Source organism: Nocardiopsis sinuspersici, from assembly GCF_001998325.1.
Taxonomy (GTDB): Bacteria; Actinomycetota; Actinomycetes; order Streptosporangiales; family Streptosporangiaceae; genus Nocardiopsis; species Nocardiopsis sinuspersici.
In genome coordinates, this window is sequence record NZ_MCOK01000001.1 from 2,307,531 (window position 1) to 2,326,040 (window position 18,510).

Sequence of the window (18,510 nt, forward strand, 5' to 3'; positions counted from 1 at the left end):
CGCGGCCCCGTTCCCACGCGACCGACACCGTCGCACCACCCGCCCCGAGGGGAGGAGCCGGTGCAGGAGCCGTCCGCACACGCGAGGCGACGGCCGACGCCCTTCGCCGACCCGCCTCCGCTGCCCGGACCGCCGCTGCTCAGGCAGAGCTGGCGCGAGACGGTCTTCGCGCACTGGGCACTTCCACCCGAGCAGGTGGCGCCGCTGCTGCCCGAGCACACCCGGCCCGACGTACTGGACGGGCTCTCCTACGTCGGACTCGTGGCCTTCCGCGTCCCGACCACCACGGCCGCCGGAATCCCGGTCGGCGGATTCGGCGAGGTCAACGTGCGCCTGTACTCGGTGGACGGGTACGGCCGCAGGGGCGTGGTCTTCCTGTCCATGGACGCCGACTCGGCCCACAACGTCCTGGCGGCCCGCACCCTGACGGGCCTGCCCTACATGTGGTCCGACGTCTCCCTGCGCTCCCGGGGCCACGTGCACGCGGGCGCGGTGCGCCGCCGACTGCCCCGGGGCGGGGCCCGTGGCCGCTGGCGGTTCACCGTGGGCGAGCGCATGGACCATCCCGGCCCGCTGGAGCGCTTCGTCACCGCACGGTGGGGCCTGCACACCCGCCACGCGGGACGCACCCTGTGGATCCGGGTCCACCACCGGCCCTGGCCCCTGTACCGCGCCCACTCCTGGACCTACCAGGGCGACCTGCTCCGGGCCGCGGGCGTGCACGTCGGCGACCGCGAGCCCGTGTCACTCCTGTGGTCGCCCGGCGTGGCCACCGGTGTGTGCCCGTCCCTGGTGGGCGCGCCCCGCACCTGACCCGGGCCCGCCCACGGCCCGCGTCCCCGTCCTCAGCGCAACACCTTGTCCGGGGTCACCGGCAGGTCCCGCACCCGCACACCCGTGGCGTGGTGCACGGCGTTGGCCACCGCCGCGGCCGTCCCCACGATGCCGATCTCGCCCACGCCCCGCGACCCCATCGGAGTGGCACGCAGGTCCTCCCCCTCCAACCAGTCGACCCGCAGGTCGCCCACGTCGGCGTTGGTGGGGACGTGGTACTCGGCGAAGTCCCCGTTGGCGATGTGGCCGTAGCGCGGATCCCGGAAACTCTCCTCGTGCAGCGCCATCGACATCCCCATGACCATCCCGCCCAGGAACTGCGAACGCACCGTACGCGGATTGACCACCCGCCCCACCGAGAACATGCCGAACATGCGCGGCACCCGGATCTCACCCGTGTAGGAGTGCACCCGCACCTCGGCGAAGTGCGCCCCGAAGGAGTAGACCGCGTACCCCTCGTCGACGGTGTCCTGGGCCGCACTCGCCCGCGCGCTCGCGCCCGGCGCCGGTGAGTCCCCGTGCTCGGCCCGGAAGGCACGGGCCGCGGTCACGATCGCCGTACCCCAGGAACTGGTACCGCTGGACCCGCCCGCGACCGAGGCCTCGGGCAGAGCCGTGTCACCGATGCGCAACCGCACCCCGTCCGCGGAGCAGCCCAGCGCGTCCGCCGCGATCTGGGTGAGCGCGGTCCACGACCCGGTACCGATGTCCACCGCACCGATCCCCACCTCGTAACGGCCGTCGTCGCCGTAGCGAACGTGGGCCACCGAACCCGGGTTGAACAGGTGCGGGTAACTCGCCGAGGCCACACCGGTGCCCACCAGCCAGTCCCCCTCACGGCGGGCCCCGGGGGCGGGATCACGCCCGTACCAGCCAAAACGCTCAGCGCCCTCACGCAGACACCTGACCAACTGCCGGTCCGACCACGGGTTGCCGCTCTGGGGATCGGTCTCGGGCTCGTTGCGCACCCGCAGCTCCACCGGGTCGAGCCCGCACGCCTGGGCGAGCTCGTCCATGGCCGCCTCCAGCGCGTACATCCCCGGCGCCTCCCCCGGGGCGCGCATCCAGAAGTTGACGGGCACGTCCAGGGCGGCCATCCGGTGGGTCGTACGCCGGTGGGGCGCGGCGTACATCCACCGCGAGCACATCGCGCTCTGCTCGGGGAACTCCTTGACGGTCGAGGTCTGCTCCACCGAGTCGTGGACGAGCACACCCAGCCGCCCCTCCCGGTCGGCGCCCAGACGCACCCTCTGGATCGTGGGGGTGCGGTAGCCGACCAGGCAGAACATCTGCTGCCGCGTCAGCGCGAACTTGACCGGCCGCCCGGGCAGGGCACGGGCGGCCATCGCGGCCAGGACGTCGTGGGCGTGCGCCTCCCCCTTGGAACCGAAACCGCCCCCCACATGGGGCGCGACCACCCGGACCTGCTCCAGCTCCAGGCCGAACACCGCGGCCACCGACGCGCGCACCACGTGCACACCCTGGGTGGAGTCGTACAGGGTCAGGCGCCCGGCCTCCTCCTCCCACAGGGCCACGGTGGTGTGCGGCTCCATGGGGTTGTTGTGCTCCGTGGGCGTGCTGTAGGTGTGGTCGACCAGGAACTCGGCGCGCTCCAGCGCCTCCTCCACCTCACCCTGCTCGGTGTCGGATGCGGGCCCGCCCTCGCTCTCGGGCCGGTACAGCCCCTCGTGGTCGACGGTCAGCACCACGTCGTGCTGGGACCGCTCGTAGTCCACCCGCACCAGCCCGGCCGCCTGGCGGGCGGTCTCGGGGGTGTCGGCGACGACCGCGGCGACGAACTGGCCGTGGAAGGCCACCTCATCGGACTGCAGGACGGCGAACTCGCGGTCCTCGGTGTCGGCGAGCCGCTCGGCGTTGCCGGGGGTCAGGACGGCGCGCACCCCCTCCAGCGCCTCGGCCTCCGAGGCGTCGACCCCGGTGACACGCCCCCGAGCGAAGGTGGACAGCACCGGATGCAGGTACAGGGGGTCCTCGAGCGCGTGCTCGTAGGCGTAGGGCGCCCGGCCGGTGACCTTGTCCGCGCCCTCCAACCGGGCCAGCGGCCGGCCCATGGCCCGCGGCTGCGACGTCGTCTCGGTCATCGTGCCTCCTCGGCGGTCAGCTCACGCAGGACCAGGGCCAGGGTGTTCACGGCCATGGGGACCTTGAAGGCGTTGCCCGGCCCGGTGTCGGCGCCGGCGAGCTCGGCCCGCCCCGCCTCACGGAAGGCCTCCTCGGTCGTCGGCCCCCCGCGCAGCACCTCCTCGGCCCGGTGGGCACGCCAGGGCGCGTGCGCCAGGCCGCCGAAGGCCACGCGCGCGTCCACCACGGTGCCGTCCACGACGTCGAGCGCGGCGGCCACCGACACCAGCGCGAAGGCGTAGGAGGCGCGGTCGCGCACCTTGCGGTACGCCGACCGCAGGGCCAGCGGCAGGTGGGGCAGGTCCACGGCGGTGATCAGGTCACCGTGCTCCAGGACGGTGTCGCGCTCGGGCTCCGCGCCCGGCAGCCGGTGCAGACCGGGCATGTCCACGGTGCGCTCACCGGCGGGGCCGAGCACGTGCACCCGCGCGCCCAGGGCGGTCATCGCGACCGCCATGTCGGAGGGATGGGTGGCCACGCAGTGCTCGGAGGCGCCCAGGACGGCGTTGTAGCGGCCATAGCCCCCCACCGCCGAACAGCCCGTACCCGGTTCGCGCTTGTTGCAGGGCATGGCACGGTTCTGGAAGTACACACACCGGGTGCGCTGTAGGAGGTTGCCGCCGGTGGTGGCCGCGTTGCGCAACTGCCCGGAGGCACCCGCCAACAGGGCCTGGGAGAGGACGGGGAAGCGCCTGCGCACCTCGGGATGGGCGGCCAGGTCGCTGTTGGGCACGGCGCCGCCGACACGGATCCACCCGTCCGGCAGGTCCTCGATCCGGTCGCTGAGCACCTCGCGCACGTCCACGAGCGCGGTGGGCCGGGTGATGCCCAGCTTCATGCGGTCGACCAGGTTGGTGCCCCCGCCGATGTAGGCGGCGCCGGGATCGCCCGCGACCGCGGCCACGGCGGCGGAGGCCTCGGCGGGCCGGCTGTAGTCGAACGGTCTCACCGGGCGGCCTCCCTGATCGCGGCGACGATGTTGACGTAGGCGCCGCAACGGCACAGGTTGCCGCTCATACGCTCACGGATCTCCTCGTCGCTCAGGCGCACCGGCGCCTGTAGATCCCCGGTGACGTGGCTGGGCCAGTCCGCGGCGGCCTCCTCCAGCATGCCCACCGCCGAGCAGACCTGCCCGGGCGTGCAGTAGCCGCACTGGAAACCGTCGTGATCGACGAAGGCGCGGGCGACGGGGTGCAGCCGCCCCTCCTCGGCGAGCCCGGCGGCGGTGGTGACACTGGCGCCGTCGTGCGCGACCGCGAGGGCCAGGCAGGACACGACGCGGCGCCCCTCCAACAGGACCGTGCACGCTCCGCACTGGCCGTGGTCACAGCCCTTCTTGGGCGAGGTCACCCCCAACCGGTCGCGCAACGCGTCCAGCAGGGTGGTACGGGTGTCGACGGTGAGATCGTGTTTCTCCCCGTCGACGTGCAGGGTGATCGTGGCCTCCAACGGCGGTGTCCTCCCTCGTGTGCGGTCAGTGTCCTCGCCCCTCCACGCACCGCGTCGAAGGCTCGTCACAGTCTGTGACACCTTCGGGGCCACCGAAAGCCGACACGGCGCGCTCCCCGGCACCAACGGCACCGGGCCTCCTCCCGACTCAGCCCGTGACGGGCTCCAGAACCGCCCGCGCCCCGGGCAGCCGCCCGTGGTCGAGGTCGTCGAAGGCCTGGGGCGCGGCCTCCAGCGGGTAGGTCCTCGTGCGCTGGCGCACCCTGCCCCGGGCGGCCAGGTGCATGAGTTCGTCCAGGTCGTTGTAGCTGCCCACCAGGTTGCCCACGACGGAGATCTCCCGGGATACGAGGTCGATGGTCGAGACGTCGAGCGCACCGCCGTAGCCGATGACGAAGTAGCTCCCGGCGTCGCGGGTCATGGCCACGCCCTCCCTCTCGGTACCGCCCTCACCGACGAAGTCGAGCACCACCTGCGCGCCCCGGCCACCGGTGATCTCCATGACCGCGTCGACGTGGGCGCCGTCGGCCACCACCGTGTGCTCGGCGCCCAGCTCCCCGGCCACACGCAGCGCCTCCCGCGAACGGTCCACGACGGTCAGCTCGGCGGGGCTGAGCGCGGTGAGCACCTGGATCCCGATGTGGCCCAGGCCCCCGGCTCCGACCAGCACCACGTGCGCACCCGGGTACAGCAGCGGAACCGCCCTGCGCACGGCGTGGTAGGCGGTGAGTCCGGCGTCGGCGAGCGCGGCCGCGTCCACGGGTGCCAGCCCCTCGGCGAGCTTGACGCAGGAACGCGCGTTGGTGAGCAGCAACTCGGCCATCCCGCCGTCGGCGTCGATGCCGGGGAAGGAGGAGTTCTCACAGTGGACGTCGTCGCCCGCGCGGCAGGGGCGGCACAGCCCGCACGTGACCAGCGGATGCAGGATCACCTTGTCCCCGACCAGGACGTTGGTGACGGCCGAACCGATCTCGACCACGGTCCCCGCGTTCTCGTGCCCGAGGACGTAGGGCAGGGCGACCCCGCTCTTTCGCGCCCACTGGCCCTCGACGATGTGCAGGTCCGTCCGGCACACACCCGCCGCGTCGACCCGCACCAGGACGTCCCACGGCCCCCTGACCCGCGGATCGGGGACCTCGTCGACGGAAGGGGCCGTTCCGTACTCGTGTACCCGCACCGCGCGCATGCCGCTCCCTGAGGTTCTCCGGCGCCGGGCACCGGACGAAAAAGCTTCTCCCCCAGGCGCACTGACCGCGGGCCCCGCCGCGCAAACCTGCCACACCGCACCGCTTCCCGGCGCCCACCCCGTGCCGCCGGCCTCCCGCCCGGCCCCGCGTCACCGCCGGGCCGCGCCCGCCCTCCGCGCCGGACCCGCCACGGTCAGGGCGTCCTGCCGGTCAGGGCGATGAGCCGGTCCTGGACACCGGCATGGGGCCCCACCTCCACAGGCGCGTCGAACATCGGCCCCGGGCCGAACCCCTGACCGCTCGCCCAGGTGTGGACCTCCTTGACCAGGTCGGGGTCCAGGGTCTCGTCCACGCCCAGGGCGCGCGCCAGGTCCCAGGCGTGCACCGTCAGGTCGAAGGTCATCTGCCACAGGTAGAGTTCGGCGGGAGCGTCGCCGAAGGACAGGTGAACCGTGCTCTCCAGGGAGGAGGGCGCCAACCAGGCCGTACGGGCCTCACGGGAGGCGACCTCCCAGGTCGTGATGGGCTCCTCCCCCAGGTTGTCCCCCTCGAAGCGGTCGCCGACCTCCTCCACCCGCGCACCGCCCAGCAGGGTCGGCACCCACAACTGCTCGGTGGTCAGGTGGTTGACCAGGTCGTGCACGTCCCAGTCGGCGCAGGGCGTGGGCAGCGCCCAGTCCGTCAACCTGATCTCCCGGACCCGCCGGTCGAACTCCCCCATCGCGGTGCCGTGCAGGTCGATCAGTCGTGCCATGAGTCTCTCCCGGGACGGATAGCGTTGCGCCGACCTCCTACCCCGCACCGCGACGATCCGAACCGTTCCCGTCGCGGCGGGCCGGTGTCGACCGAGGCACCGCGAACCGGACCCGGCCGGCGCCCCCGTGAAGACGACGGGGGCCGCGCACGGAAGGGGCATCCCTCCCGCGCACGGCCCCCGGCACGTCCTTCGGCCACTCCTAGTGGGCCGCCGGAGCACCCTCCGGAGCGCCCGGTCCCACCCGGCGCACGAAGAACGTCATGGCGAAGGCCACGACCGAGACCACCGCCCCGAGCAGGAAGGCGGCGTGCACGCCACCCGCCTGGGCCCCGACCTCCGTGAACCCGTCGGAGAGCAGACCCGCCGAGGTCGCGGACATGACCGCCACGAACGTCGCCGTACCGGCCGCGCCGGCGACCTGCTGCACCGTGCCGACCACGGCGCTGCCGTGCGAGTACAGTTCGGGCCGCAGCGACCCCAGGGCACCGGTGAGCAGCGGCGTGAACATGAACCCCAGTCCACCACTGAGCAGGATGTGGGCGGTGACGATCATGCCGATCGGCGTGTGGGCGTCGAAGAGGGTCATGCCCCACAGCACCAGGGACACCACCGCCGCCCCCGGGATGACCAGGGGGCGCGGACCGAGACGGTCGTAGAGGCGCCCCACCACCGGGGCGAGCAGACCCATCGCCAGACCGCCCGGCAGCAGGGTCAGGCCGGTGACGAGCGTGTCGTGGCCCAGCACGTTCTGCATGTAGACCGGCAGCAGGATGAGCGTGCCGAACAGGGCCATGAAGCTGATCATGACCAGGCCGATCGAGACGGAGAACTGCGTCGAGCGGAACACACGCAGGTCGAGCAGGGCCCGGTCCCCACGCTGTAGGCGCAACTGCCGCCACACGAACAGCACCAGCGCCACGGCCCCGACCCCGATCGCCACGGCCGGCGGGACCACGGCGGTGGCCTCCCCCTCACCCAGACCCGAGAAGCCGTAGACGAGCCCGCCGAACGCCAGCGCCGACACCGGCAGCGAGAGCAGGTCGATGCTGGCGGCACGCGGTTCGGTGAGGTTGCGGATGAAGAGCGCGCCCATGGCCAGGCCCAGGAGGGCGATGGGCAGGACGAGCCCGAACATCCACCGCCAGTCGAGCACGCTGAGGATGAGGCCCGCCAGCGTCGGACCGACCGCGGGCGCCACCGACATGACGATGGAGATGTTGCCCATGGTGCGGCCACGGCGGTCCTGCGGCACGAGGTTCAGCACGGTCGTCATGAGCAGCGGCATCATGATGGCCGTTCCCGTCGCCTGGACCACCCGGCCCACGAGCAGGAAGCCGAACCCGGGCGCGAGGAAGCACAGCAGCGTGCCCAGGCTGAACAGCGTCATCGCCGCGATGAACACCTGGCGCACGTGGAAACGCTGGAGCAGGTACCCCGTCGCGGGGATCACCACGGCCATCACGAGCATGAAGGCCGAGGTCAGCCACTGCCCGGTGGCCACGGAGACACCCAGGTCGCGGGTCAGGGCGGGCAGGGCCACACCCATGATCGTCTCGTTCAGGATCACGACGAACGCCGACATCAGGAGCAGCGGGATGACGAAGCGGTTGGCGCGCGTGTCGCCGCCACCGTGCTGTTGGACCGAACCGCCGTCGGCCTCGGGTGAACTGGGCTGCCCTGTCACAGGTGTCCTCTGGTCGTGATGGTCGATCGGGTGTGCGCGGGGGTTCCGAGGAACCTCCCCAGAGCCATCCCAACGCCTCCGACCATCCGCCCGTTCCCGGAACGGCGGTGGTATGGGCCATACTCACGCGAGCCCCGCCGAACACGGCGGAACAGCCCGCCGCCCCGCCGCCGTACCGCCTCAGTCCTCCTCGGAGGCCTCCACGGGCACACCCCGGCAGGCGGCTCCGGCGAGCGCGACCGCGCAGACGTCCTCCAGGAGGCCGCCGACCCATCCCGGACGCCCGGTGCCGCTCCAGTACCGGCGCCACCCCACACCCGCCGCGGCGCCCACCGGTGTGGCCGCGGCCGCGAGCACCGCGCCCAGGGCGACCGGCGCGCCGAGGCTCCGGGCCAGCAGGGCCCCGCCGGTGCCCGCGCTGAAGACCCTGCCCGCCAGGCTCGGCAGGACCAGACGGCTGGGAATACCCGGGATCTTGTCCCCGGAGAACTCCCCGAGGGCGGCCAGCACCATGGCCGCACGTTTGCCGGGTCCCGCGGCGGTCCACAGCGGCGCGCTCCCGAGCGTGCCGCGCGACCCCGTGGCGAGGCCGAGCATCACCGTACGGACCATGCCCGATCCCGAGAACGCGCCCATGTCCTTCCCCTCCCCTGCCGTGGCCGCCGTCCGCGGCTCCCCTCCCCCGGCTATCCCGATCGGTCCCCACGAAACCTCACGACGACGCGGCCCGACGACACGCGGCCCCGTCGCCTCGACCGCACCGACGGCCGGGTGTCCGCCCCCGAAACCGGATCCGGCACGAACAGGACCTACCTCCGGCGTTCCGGCCCGCCTAAATTAGACGACATGACCTCCTCGTCCCCCACGGCCGATCCGTCCCCCGACGAAGCCGCCCTGGACACACTCGTGCGCGCCGCGTTCGGTGAGGACGCCCGCGTACGCGAACACGCGGCACTCACCGGGGGCACCTACAACACCGTGCACCGCCTCCTCCTGCACGACGGCCGCCGGTCGGTACTCAAACTGGCTCCCCCTCCCGACCGTCCCCGGCTCACCTACGAGCACGGCATCATGGCCACCGAGGCGATGGTCTACGAGCGGGCCCGCGCCGCGGCCGGCCCGCTCGCGCCCGAGGTCCTGCACGCGGGCACGGTGCCCGAAGACCCGCGCCGCGAGTACCTGTTCCTCAGCCACCTGCCCGGAACGCCCCTGTACGACGTCCGGTCCGGCCTGGCCCCGCGACGGCTGGCCCCGGTCCGCCGCGAGCTGGGCCGCACCGTGGCGGCCCTGCACACCGTCACCGGGCACGAGTTCGGCTACCCGGCACAGGAGGGGCTGCGGGCGCCCACCTGGCCCGAGGCTTTCGGCGCGATGGTGGAGGCGGTGGTGGCCGACGCCTCCCGGTTCGCCGTCGAGCTGCCCGGCGGCGGGGCGCGGGCCCTGCGGCTGGTGTGGGCCAACCTCGCCCACCTGGCCGCGGTGCGCACCCCCGTACTCACGCACTTCGACCTGTGGGACGGCAACGTCCTGGTCACCGGCCCCGACGGGGCGGGCGCCCCCGGGCTCTCGGGGATCATCGACGCCGAGCGCGCTTTCTGGGGCGACCCGGCGGCCGACCTGGTCTCCCTGGCGCTCTTCGGCGACATCCGGGAGGACACCGCGTTCCTGGAGGGCTACCGCGAGGCGGGAGGCACCGTCGACTTCACACCGGAACTGCTGCGCAGGCTCACCCTGTACCGGGTCTACCTGTACCTGATCATGTTCACCGAACCCACGCCGCGCGGCCACGACCGCGACACCGCCGCCCGGACCCGCGCGTTCGTCGGACCGCTCCTGGAGGACGACCTGGCCCGGCTCTCCACCCCGTTGGCCTGATCCGGGGCCGGGGCCGTCCGGTACCCGCCGAGGCCGGTGGAACCCGCCCCTCCCCTGCCCCGCGAGACGACGGCGCGTGCGGTGGCGTCTGTTCTAGGGATTGTCGTTCCTCACGCGACAAGGTGCTTGAACGAAGCAGCACCTTTACGACGTAGATTCATATTAGGCGAGAGGGCTCGGGGAAGAACCCCCGTCACGCCTCGCCGTCGAACCGCGCGCGTGCGCGCTCGACACCGGGCATGCTGACGGTGGTCCAGCGCAGGAGCGCGTCGATCAGCTCCTGGAGCGTCCTTCCCAACGGCGTGATGCGGTACTCGACGGCGACGGGCCGCGAGCTCACGACGACGCGTTCGACCATCCCGTTGCGCTCAAGGCGCCGCAGCGCCGCCGTGAGCGACTTCTGTGTCACGACGGGGATCGCACGGCGCAGCTCGTTGAAGCGCGAGGGCCGCTCGCACAGTTGGTCGAGCACCTGCAGCGACCACTTGTCGAGCACCTGGTCGAGCAGTTCACGGTGCGCCCCGGTGATCTGGCCGTCGGGCGCGGAGTGGGCGGTTTCCTGCATGACACCTGGTTTCGTTGAAGTTCCCTGCGTATACCAAGTAGACATTGGATACCTACCGTTGGCAAGTGAGGGAACTCCCATGACCGTGCAGCTGTTCACCCCCGAGGGCATGATGCAGCCCGTGCCCTACCACCACGTCGCGACCGGCACGGGCACCCGTCACGTGCACGTGGCCGGCCAGATCGCGCGCGACGCCGAGGCGAACCCCGTCGCGACGGGCGACCTCACCGGCCAGGTCGCGCAGGCCCTGCGCAACACCGCGCGCGGGCTGGCCGGCGCCGGGGCGGGCTTCACCGACGTCGTGCGCCTCAGGTTCTTCGTCACGCACTGGAGCCCCGAGAGGATGGACGACTTCATGGCGGGTGTGGAGCGCGTGGCCGACGAGCTCGGGATTCCGCAGCCGTGGCCGCCCGTGTCACTCATCGGCGTCGACTACCTGTTCGAGCCCGACGTGCTCGTCGAGGTCGAGGCGTTCGCCGTCCTCGACTGACGGAGGAGGCGGCACGGCCCCGCGCTCCGGCGAACGCGGGGCCGTCGGCGCCGGTTGGGCGGCGACGGCAGGAGCACCCGGACCGCCGTGACACAATCCGCGGACATGAGCGATGTCGTCGTGCGCCCGGCCCGACCCGAAGACCTGGACTCCGTCGCCGAACTGCGATGGCGGTGGACACGTGAGAACCACGGGGAGCCCGACCTCCCCCTCGACGAGTTCGTGCCCCGGTTCGTCGACTGGGGGAAGAGGAACGACGCCTCCCACCACTGCTTCGTCGCGGTCCTGGACGAGTCGGTCATCGGCATGGCGTGGCTGGCGGTCACACGGCGGGTGCCACAGCCGCACGCGTTCGAGCGGGCCTCGGGAGATGTGCAGTGTGTGTACGTACTACCGGAGCGGCGTGATGACGGCCTGGGCGGCCGGCTGATCGAGGCGGTGCTGGAACTGGCCCGCGAGCTCGCGCTGGAGCGGGTGAGCGTCCACTCCAGCGACCGGGCCGTCTCCGCCTACTCCCGTCACGGGTTCGCCGTTTCCCCGCGCCTGTTGCAGACCGAACCCGGTGTGGGTTCTCGTCCCTGACGGGCGAGGGCCGCCCCACCGGAGCGGTGGGACGGCCCTCGCCCGCGTTGCGGGACGGGTCTAGCGCGGCAGGCGCTCGGCCAGCCAGGCCTCCACCTCGGCGGAGGAGCGGGGCAGACCGGCCGACATGACCGTGCGGCCCTCCTCGGTGACCAGCACGTCGTCCTCGATGCGCACGCCGACGCCGCGCAGCTCCTCGGGGACGGTCAGGTCGTCGGGCTGGAAGTACAGGCCCGGCTCGACGGTGAGCACCATGCCCGGCTTCAGGTCGCCGTACAGGTGCACCTCCTGGCGGGAGACCGCGCAGTCGTGCACGTCCATGCCGAGCATGTGCCCGGTGCCGTGCAGGGTGTAGCGGCGCTGCAGGCCCAGCTCCAGGACGCGCTCGACCGGGCCCTCCAGCAGGCCCCACTCGACGAGGCCCTCGGCCAGCACCCGCTGGGACGCCTCGTGGAAGGCCACGAACGGCCTCCCCGGGGCGACGGCGGCGATACCGGCCTCCTGGGCGGCGTACACCAGGTCGTAGACCCGGCGCTGGACGTCGGTGAAGGTGCCCGACACCGGCATGGTGCGGGTGACGTCGGCGGTGTACAGGGTGGTGGTCTCAACGCCCGCGTCCAGCAGCAGCAGGTCGCCCTCGCGCACCGGGCCGTCGTTGCGGGTCCAGTGCAGGGTGGTGGCGTTGGAGCCGGAGGCGGCGATGGTCCCGTAGCCGACGTCGTTGCCCTCCACGCGGGCGCGCAGGAAGAACGTGCCCTCGACGTAGCGCTCGGAGGTGTCCTTGGCCTGCGGCAGCGCCCTCACGACGTCGTTGAAGCCGCGCACGGTGGCGTCCACGGCCAACTGGAGCTGGGCGACCTCCCACTCGTCCTTGACCAGGCGGTGGTCGGCCAGGGTGACGGAGAGGTCCTCGTCGAGCTGGGCGGACTTGGCGCGGGACTCCTCGTCGGCGTCGGCGCGCAGCTCGTCGACCAGGGCGTCGAGCTCGGCGTCGTGGCCGCGCACGATGCGGGTGGTGGCCTCACCGGAGCGCAGCGCGTCGGCCAGGGTGGTCACGTCTGCGGTGGCCACGCCGAGCAGGTCGGCGGCCTCGGAGAGGCTGTTGCGGCGGCCGGTCCACAGCTCGCCGTAGCCGCCCAGCCAGAACTCGCCGTTGTCGCGGTTGGAGCGGGGCTTGAGGTACAGGACCACGTCGTGGCCGCCCTCGGCGTCGGGCGTGAACACCAGGCAGCCGCCGTCGGAGGTGTCACCGGTGAGGTAGGCGTAGTTCGTGGCGGCCCGGAAGGGGTACTCGGTGTCGTTGGAGCGGGTGATCAGCTGTCCGGCCGGAACCACGAGGCGGTCCCCGGGGAAGGCCGCGCTGATCGCGGCGCGGCGGCGGGCGGTGTGCTCCGCCTGCTCGACGGGCTCCAGGTCGCGCAGTTCGGTGTCGGCCCACCCGGTGCTCATCCACGCGGCGAGCTCGTCGGAGACCGACTGCGCCTGCCCGTTCTTGCGTGGACTGAACACGGGGGCGTTCGTCTCGTCCTGGGGGCGCTGCTGCTCGCTCACTTGGTGCTCTCCTCGTCGGATTCGTCGGAGTGACCGCTGGTGACGGCCGTCGCCGCCCATCGTACGGGGGCGCCCGAACACCTGGCCGCCCCGTGGGCATAGCGGTCCCCATAACAACGCCGCGCGGACTCCCGCCATGCCCCCGGTGCGGGAGGTCCGGTGGATCCAGGGTGGACTCGCGGAGCGCGTGCGAAAGGACGGCCCCGCGAGGGAGCGCGACCGGCTCAGGCCAGGTCGTGGGCGAAGGGAATGGTGGACGGGTAGGGCAGTTCGTCGATGTCGGCCCGGTCGACCGGCCGGTAGCCGATCTGCTCGTAGAAGGCGACCGCCTCGGGCTGGGAGGGGCCGGTGAACAGCAGGACCCTCGTGTAGCCGAGGTCGCGGGCGGCCTCCTCCAGGGCGGTCATCACCCTGCGCGCCAGGCCGCGGCGACGGTGCCGGGCCGAGGTCCAGATGCGCTTGAACTCGGCGGTGTCGGCCATCGTGGCGCGGTCCTTCTTGTAGGGACGCACGGCCCCTCCGGCGACGATCTCCCCGTCCTCCTCGGCCAGCACGACGCGGCCGTGCGGGGCGGCGAACTCGGTCACCGGGTAGCGCGCCATCTCGTTGGCCGCGCCCTCGGCGCCGTAGCGCTCGGTGTACTCCTCCCGCAGCCCGGCGAGCAGCCCTGCGACCCGGGGATCGTCGTGGTGCACGCGCAGCATGCGGACACCGTCGGTCCGCCGGTCCGTCCCGGTGCCTCCGGTACTGGTGTGTGTCACCGCGTCTCCCCCGCCGTGCGCCGCTCCGGGCTCCCGTCGCCACGGCGGCGTACGGTGCCCGATTCCGCCGGAATACTACGCGCGGGCCCGCCGGAGGCACCATGCGGGATTGCTCACCCCCGGCCCGTCGTCTCTGCGCGCCGCCCGCCCCCTCCTCCGGGCGGCACGCGCCGGCCGGCCCCGCCTTCCCGACCGGGTCGGCCGGGCCGTGCGCGGGGCCGGGTCACCCGGGGGGTGCCGGGTGCGGCCGTCAGTCGGCGTTGGGCCCGTACCTGGTGTCGTGGTCCTCGGGGTCGGCGAGGTTGCCCAGGGTCACGGCGACGGGCGGCAGGAAGGCCGCCACCACGCACATGGCCACCGCCCATCCGGTGCCGAACAGGTAGTAGACGGGCAGCGCACCGGCGAACAGGGCCAGGCACACTCCCATGACGAGGCCGTACCGGCGTACCCGGCGCTTCACAGGAAGTCCCCCCTCGGCAGCGGGAACTCCCCACGCTACCCCGGACACGCCTCGCGGACCCGCTCCCCGCCTGGTCAGGCCTCGGCCGGAGCACGGGGAGGCGGCACGGACGGCGCGCGGAAGAGGGTGCGGGCGCGCAGGGCCCGGAACCCGTTCTCGATCTCGTACCCCGCCTCCAGCAGGCGCTGCCGGGCCTCGTCCGCGCTGCGCACGGTGGCCTCGTCGAAGACGAGGTTGTAGTAGCGCTCGGGAACCTGGTTCAGGGCGGTGCGCAGGACCCGCAGCGACGCGGTGGCCGCGGCCTCCCCTCCGGGCACCTCGGGCAGGACCGCGTAGGCCCGGCGCGCCCACGCGGGCAGGGTGGCGTAGGACAGGGCCCCGACCGGGAACCAGAGCGGTTTGAGCGGGGCCAGCCAGGACAGGTGTTCGGGCACCTTGGGCCACAGCAGGAACCGCACCGCCTGGCGCGCCTCGGGGGTGGCCCGCAGGGAGGGCCGGACCGAGGCGAGGTAGCGGCGCATGTCGGCGAGGCCGCGCGGCACGTCCTCGCGCGACAGGCCCACGTAGGTGGCGGTGTGCGACTGCTCGTCGATGTAGCGGTCCACCTCCCGGCCGGTCAGCGCGACCCCCGCGCGGTGGGCGGTCTCCAGGTAGGAGGAGACCTCCGCGCAGTGCACCCACACCAGAAGGTCGTGCTGGTCCACCCGGTGGCGGCGGCCGGTGGCCGGGTCGGTGAAGGACAGGGCTCGGTGCACCCGGCGGACGCGCTCGCCGAGTTCGTCGGCCTCCACGGGGCTGCCGTAGGTGGTGACGGCCACGAAGTGGGCGGTGCGCAGCAGGCGGCCGGTGGGGTCGGAGCGAAAGTCCGAGCGCTGCCACACCCCCTGCATGGCCACCGGGTGCAGGGCCTGGAGCATCAGGGCGCGCACGCCCGCCACCCACATCGACCGGTCCAGGTGGATCTTCCAGGTGACGCTCTCGGGGGCGGCGACGGTCGGCTGCATCCGGTCTCCTCCGGGCCGCGAGGGGGCTCGCGCCGTGTGTCGGGCTCTGCTCCCACGATACGTCCGGTGTCGCCGGGGCCCCGGGCGGGTCCGCGACGAGACCGATCCATGGCCGGGGCTTGAGCGAATCGAGGAACACGGCGGGCGCAGGCTGGGTAGTGGGACCGCCCTCGCCAGAGACGGTTCCGGCGAGGAAGGAGCAAGACCATGTCCGCCCCAACGCAGTCCCGCCCGGGCTTCGACGTCGACCGCTACACCCGGGCCGTGGAGGCCTCCGACGCCGACGCCCTGGTCTCCCAGTACAGCGACGACGCCGAGATGGAGATGATCGACCGGCGCACCCCGCCCAGCGCCCCCACCGTCCTGCACGGCAGGGACGAGATCGGTGAGGCCGTGCGCGACCTCTGCTCGCGCGAGATGACCCACGAGGTGCTCCAGTCCGTGGCGGACGACAAGCACGTCGCCTACACCGAACGGTGCACCTATCCCGACGGCAACGAGGTCCTGAGCATGACCATGCTGGACCTGCGGGACGGCCGCATCGTGCACCAGTCCACCGTGCAGGCCTGGGACGAGGAGGCCCGGGCCATGGAGTCGGCCCGCTTCGCACCGGTCCCGGAGAGGGAGCAGGCCGACCACGAGAACCTCGAGGCGGCGACCGTGGGCGGCCAGACCGTCGTGCGCCTGGAGCTGGAGCCCGGATGGCGCTGGTCCGAGCACGCCAAGCCCTTCCAGGGAACCGACTCGTGCATGATGACCCACTGCGGCTACATCGTGTCGGGCACCCTGTGCTGCCGGATGGACGACGGCACCGAGAAGGAGTTCCACACCGGAGAGGTGGCCTTCGTCCCGGCCGGGCACGACGCCTGGGTCGTCGGCGACGAGACCGCCACCGTGATCGACTGGCGCGCCGCCAACCCCGGCTGAGCCCGGGTCCGCCAGGCCCGCACCCGCTGAGCGCGGGTACGGGCCCGCTCCGCGCCTCAGGCCGGACGGCCGCGGAGGTAGGCCAGGACCGCCTGGACGCGGCGGTGCACGTCATCGTCCGGCGGCAGGTCGAGTTTGGCCAGGATGTTGCCCACGTGCTTGCCGACGGCCGCGTCGCCGACCACGAGCCGGCGGGCGATCGCCCCGTTGGAGTGGCCCTCGGCCATCAGGGCGAGCACCTCGCGCTCACGCGGGGTCAGGCGCGCCAGCGGGTCGGCGCGGCGGCGCAGCAGTTGGCGGACCACCTCGGGGTCGACGAAGGTGGCGCCCTCCGCCACCCGGCGCAGCACGGAGGCGAACTCGCGGACGTCGCCCACCCGCTGTTTGAGCAGGTAGCCCACGCCCCGGCCGTCACCGGAGTCGAGCAGGTCGGAGGCGTAGCTCAGTTCCACGTACTGGCTGAGCGCCACCACCGCCAGGCCGGGGCGCTCACGGCGCAGCCGGACGGCCGCGCGCAGGCCCTCGTCGGTGAATCCCGGCGGCATGCGGATGTCGGTGACCACCAGGCCGGGGCCGTGCTCGGCCACCGCCGCCAGGAGCGCGTCCCCGTCGCTGACGGAGGCCGCCACGGGGAAGCCGAAGCGCTCCAGGATCCCGGACAGGCCCTCCCGGAGCAGGACGTCGTCCTCGGCCAGGACGGTGGACACGGGGGCCGGACCGGAGGCGTCCACGTCGGCGTTCACGTCAGCGGCGTCGGAGGGATCGGTCCGCACGGCAGCTCCACTCGGATTCGGGTCGGCCCGCCCTCGGGGCTGGACAGCTCCATTGTTCCCCCCATCACGGCGACGCGGTCCCTGAGCCCGGTGAGTCCGGACCCGCGTGCGGGGTCGGCTCCGCCCGGGCCGTGGTCGGTGACCTCCACGAGGAGGGTGTCGGGCCGCCCGGGGCCACCGGAGGCGGTGCCGGCGTGCACGGCGGCGGCGTCGGCCCCGGTGTGCTTGTACACGTTGGTGAGGGCCTCGGCGACCACGAAGTAGGCGGTGCCCTCCACGTGCGCGGGCAGGCGGCGGGGGATGTCGGTGTCCACGCGTGTGGGAACGGGGCAGCGGTCGGCGAGTTCGGCCAGGGCCGCGGGCAGGCCCCGGTCGGTGAGGACGCGCGGGTGGATGCCGCGCACCAGCTCGCGCAGTTCGTCGATGAGCTCGTTGGCCTTGGCCTGGGCGGCGGCCACGCGCCGGTCCGCCTCACTGCCCTCCTCCATGTCCAGACGGGCCAGGCCCAGGTCCATGGACAGGGCCACGAGCCGCTGCTGGGCCCCGTCGTGCAGGTCCCGCTCGATGCGCCTGCGCTCGTACTCGAAGGCGCTGACCAGGCGGGCGCGGGACTCGGTGACCTGGCTGAGCTCGGCGCGCAGCTCGTCCTTGGGCGGTCCCACCAACAGGGCGCGGGCGACCACGGCGTGCCCCTGGGCGAGGATCCCCGAGGCGTAGAGCAGCACGACGAGCACGGCCGGGGAGAGCAGCATGTAGGGCACCGCCTCCTCCGGCGTGGTGACGGTGGTGAGGCCGAGGGCGATCTCGGCCTCACCCCCCTGGCTGACCAGGACCGGTCCCACGGCCATGACGATCGCCATGGAGAACAGCGCGCCCAGGACCATCGTGACCGCGAGGGCGAAGGGCATCAGCAGTGCCGCGTAACCCATCTCGCGCCAGGTCGCGCCCTCGGTGCAGCGGGTGCGGACCCACCCCCACAGGCCGGGCGGAGGAGGGCGGTGGCCGCTGCTGAAGGGGCCGCGTGTGACGAGTGGGAGGCGGCGGCGCTCCAGGGCGCCCAGGGGCAGGGCGATGAGCGGGGTGAAGACCACGACCATGACGAGGCCGACCACGAACACCGCCGTCATCGACACCGCCGGAAGGGTGTCCCACGGCCTGGTGGCGAGCATCGCCGCGAAGACGACCCAGGGCAGGTAGACCGGCATGGCCACCGCGGCCAGGGCCCATCCGACGAACATGGTGTTCACGGAGTGGGCCAGGGCCCGCCAGGGCCACGCGGTCAGGAGGAAGCGCGGGCTCAGAAGGGCCTGGAAGAGGGTGCGCGGCCGCCTCCGGGGGTTCTCGCGAAAGCCCTCACGGCGGTCGTCACCGGAGGGCGCATCGGGGGACGCCAACGCGTCGAACGTGGTCATGCCCCAACGTTAGGCAGGCCGGAAGCGGCGGGGAATCGGTTCCGCCACCCGGTCGGA

19 protein-coding genes are annotated in these 18,510 nt (G+C 73.0%); 5 read left to right on the top strand and 14 right to left on the bottom strand.

Features of this window, described 5'->3' with window-relative positions:
• Window positions 1-60: 60 nt before the first annotated feature.
• Complete coding sequence (locus NOSIN_RS09935) at window positions 61-813, top strand: DUF2071 domain-containing protein (RefSeq protein WP_077690456.1); 753 nt, start codon at window positions 61-63, stop codon at window positions 811-813.
• A gap of 32 nt (window positions 814-845) precedes the next feature.
• Here the strand turns inward: NOSIN_RS09935 and NOSIN_RS09940 are convergent, their stop codons facing one another.
• The 7 genes from NOSIN_RS09940 to NOSIN_RS09970 form a co-directional block, all read right to left on the bottom strand.
• Window positions 846-2,936: a xanthine dehydrogenase family protein molybdopterin-binding subunit gene (locus NOSIN_RS09940; protein ID WP_077690457.1), complete on the bottom strand. Its 2,091-nt coding sequence runs from the start codon at window positions 2,934-2,936 to the stop codon at window positions 846-848.
• The gene (locus NOSIN_RS09945; RefSeq protein WP_077690458.1) at window positions 2,933-3,925 is read right to left on the bottom strand and encodes an FAD binding domain-containing protein; all 993 of its coding nucleotides are present in this window, start codon (window positions 3,923-3,925) and stop codon (window positions 2,933-2,935) included. The genes NOSIN_RS09940 and NOSIN_RS09945 overlap by 4 nt, the downstream gene beginning before the upstream one ends.
• Window positions 3,922-4,425, bottom strand: a complete 504-nt coding sequence (locus tag NOSIN_RS09950; protein ID WP_077690459.1) for a 2Fe-2S iron-sulfur cluster-binding protein — start codon at window positions 4,423-4,425, stop codon at window positions 3,922-3,924. Before NOSIN_RS09950 ends, NOSIN_RS09945 begins: the two co-directional genes overlap by 4 nt.
• 148 nt (window positions 4,426-4,573) lie before the next feature.
• Window positions 4,574-5,611, bottom strand: a complete 1,038-nt coding sequence (locus NOSIN_RS09955; RefSeq protein WP_077690460.1) for an NAD(P)-dependent alcohol dehydrogenase — start codon at window positions 5,609-5,611, stop codon at window positions 4,574-4,576.
• 194 nt (window positions 5,612-5,805) lie between these two features.
• Window positions 5,806-6,366 carry a TIGR03086 family metal-binding protein gene (locus NOSIN_RS09960; protein ID WP_077690461.1) on the bottom strand — a complete coding sequence of 187 codons (561 nt, stop codon included), beginning with the start codon at window positions 6,364-6,366 and terminating at the stop codon, window positions 5,806-5,808.
• Between the two features lie 202 nt (window positions 6,367-6,568).
• Window positions 6,569-8,053 carry an MDR family MFS transporter gene (locus NOSIN_RS09965; protein ID WP_077690462.1) on the bottom strand — a complete coding sequence of 495 codons (1,485 nt, stop codon included), beginning with the start codon at window positions 8,051-8,053 and terminating at the stop codon, window positions 6,569-6,571.
• A 180-nt stretch (window positions 8,054-8,233) separates the two neighbouring features.
• Window positions 8,234-8,689, bottom strand: a complete 456-nt coding sequence (locus NOSIN_RS09970) for a hypothetical protein (RefSeq protein WP_077690463.1) — start codon at window positions 8,687-8,689, stop codon at window positions 8,234-8,236.
• Window positions 8,690-8,899: 210 nt separating this feature from the next.
• Between NOSIN_RS09970 and NOSIN_RS09975 the strand changes: the two genes are divergently transcribed.
• Window positions 8,900-9,928: a phosphotransferase family protein gene (locus NOSIN_RS09975; RefSeq protein ID WP_077690464.1), complete on the top strand. Its 1,029-nt coding sequence runs from the start codon at window positions 8,900-8,902 to the stop codon at window positions 9,926-9,928.
• Window positions 9,929-10,121: 193 nt separating this feature from the next.
• Here the strand turns inward: NOSIN_RS09975 and NOSIN_RS09980 are convergent, their stop codons facing one another.
• Window positions 10,122-10,493: a winged helix-turn-helix transcriptional regulator gene (locus tag NOSIN_RS09980; RefSeq protein ID WP_077690465.1), complete on the bottom strand. Its 372-nt coding sequence runs from the start codon at window positions 10,491-10,493 to the stop codon at window positions 10,122-10,124.
• A 79-nt stretch (window positions 10,494-10,572) separates the two neighbouring features.
• Here NOSIN_RS09980 and NOSIN_RS09985 point away from each other — a divergent pair, with 79 nt between their 5' ends.
• Together NOSIN_RS09985 and NOSIN_RS09990 are read left to right on the top strand one after the other, a co-directional pair.
• A complete protein-coding gene (locus NOSIN_RS09985; protein ID WP_077690466.1) occupies window positions 10,573-10,983 on the top strand; it encodes a RidA family protein in 411 nt (136 codons plus the stop codon).
• A 105-nt stretch (window positions 10,984-11,088) separates the two neighbouring features.
• A complete protein-coding gene (locus NOSIN_RS09990; protein ID WP_077690467.1) occupies window positions 11,089-11,565 on the top strand; it encodes a GNAT family N-acetyltransferase in 477 nt (158 codons plus the stop codon).
• 60 nt (window positions 11,566-11,625) lie between these two features.
• On the opposite strand, the gene NOSIN_RS09995 is transcribed toward NOSIN_RS09990, so the two are convergent.
• The 4 genes from NOSIN_RS09995 to NOSIN_RS10010 form a co-directional block, all read right to left on the bottom strand.
• Window positions 11,626-13,116, bottom strand: a complete 1,491-nt coding sequence (locus NOSIN_RS09995) for an aminopeptidase P family protein (protein WP_077690468.1) — start codon at window positions 13,114-13,116, stop codon at window positions 11,626-11,628.
• Window positions 13,117-13,340: 224 nt separating this feature from the next.
• A complete protein-coding gene (locus NOSIN_RS10000; RefSeq protein ID WP_077690469.1) occupies window positions 13,341-13,877 on the bottom strand; it encodes a GNAT family N-acetyltransferase in 537 nt (178 codons plus the stop codon).
• Window positions 13,878-14,127: 250 nt separating this feature from the next.
• Window positions 14,128-14,337, bottom strand: a complete 210-nt coding sequence (locus NOSIN_RS10005) for a DUF3099 domain-containing protein (protein ID WP_077690470.1) — start codon at window positions 14,335-14,337, stop codon at window positions 14,128-14,130.
• A 74-nt stretch (window positions 14,338-14,411) separates the two neighbouring features.
• The gene (locus NOSIN_RS10010) at window positions 14,412-15,341 is read right to left on the bottom strand and encodes an oxygenase MpaB family protein (protein ID WP_077690471.1); all 930 of its coding nucleotides are present in this window, start codon (window positions 15,339-15,341) and stop codon (window positions 14,412-14,414) included.
• A 207-nt stretch (window positions 15,342-15,548) separates the two neighbouring features.
• Here NOSIN_RS10010 and NOSIN_RS10015 point away from each other — a divergent pair, with 207 nt between their 5' ends.
• The gene (locus NOSIN_RS10015; RefSeq protein ID WP_077690472.1) at window positions 15,549-16,268 is read left to right on the top strand and encodes a nuclear transport factor 2 family protein; all 720 of its coding nucleotides are present in this window, start codon (window positions 15,549-15,551) and stop codon (window positions 16,266-16,268) included.
• A 56-nt stretch (window positions 16,269-16,324) separates the two neighbouring features.
• Here NOSIN_RS10015 and NOSIN_RS10020 read toward each other — a convergent pair whose 3' ends face one another.
• Window positions 16,325-17,011, bottom strand: coding sequence for a response regulator (locus NOSIN_RS10020; RefSeq protein WP_077693523.1), 687 nt, complete (start codon window positions 17,009-17,011; stop codon window positions 16,325-16,327).
• Complete coding sequence (locus NOSIN_RS10025) at window positions 17,008-18,453, bottom strand: sensor histidine kinase (RefSeq protein WP_077690473.1); 1,446 nt, start codon at window positions 18,451-18,453, stop codon at window positions 17,008-17,010. Before NOSIN_RS10025 ends, NOSIN_RS10020 begins: the two co-directional genes overlap by 4 nt.
• Window positions 18,454-18,510: the final 57 nt, after the last annotated feature.

Coding starts and splice junctions, on each gene's coding strand:
- NOSIN_RS09940 (WP_077690457.1), bottom strand. CDS start 2,936: ATGACCGAGACGACGTCGCAGCCGCGGGCCATGGGCCGGCCGCTGGCC.
- NOSIN_RS09955 (WP_077690460.1), bottom strand. CDS start 5,611: ATGCGCGCGGTGCGGGTACACGAGTACGGAACGGCCCCTTCCGTCGAC.
- NOSIN_RS09960 (WP_077690461.1), bottom strand. CDS start 6,366: ATGGCACGACTGATCGACCTGCACGGCACCGCGATGGGGGAGTTCGAC.
- NOSIN_RS09970 (WP_077690463.1), bottom strand. CDS start 8,689: ATGGGCGCGTTCTCGGGATCGGGCATGGTCCGTACGGTGATGCTCGGC.
- NOSIN_RS09975 (WP_077690464.1), top strand. CDS start 8,900: ATGACCTCCTCGTCCCCCACGGCCGATCCGTCCCCCGACGAAGCCGCC.
- NOSIN_RS09980 (WP_077690465.1), bottom strand. CDS start 10,493: ATGCAGGAAACCGCCCACTCCGCGCCCGACGGCCAGATCACCGGGGCG.
- NOSIN_RS09985 (WP_077690466.1), top strand. CDS start 10,573: ATGACCGTGCAGCTGTTCACCCCCGAGGGCATGATGCAGCCCGTGCCC.
- NOSIN_RS09990 (WP_077690467.1), top strand. CDS start 11,089: ATGAGCGATGTCGTCGTGCGCCCGGCCCGACCCGAAGACCTGGACTCC.
- NOSIN_RS10010 (WP_077690471.1), bottom strand. CDS start 15,341: ATGCAGCCGACCGTCGCCGCCCCCGAGAGCGTCACCTGGAAGATCCAC.
- NOSIN_RS10015 (WP_077690472.1), top strand. CDS start 15,549: ATGTCCGCCCCAACGCAGTCCCGCCCGGGCTTCGACGTCGACCGCTAC.
- NOSIN_RS10025 (WP_077690473.1), bottom strand. CDS start 18,453: ATGACCACGTTCGACGCGTTGGCGTCCCCCGATGCGCCCTCCGGTGAC.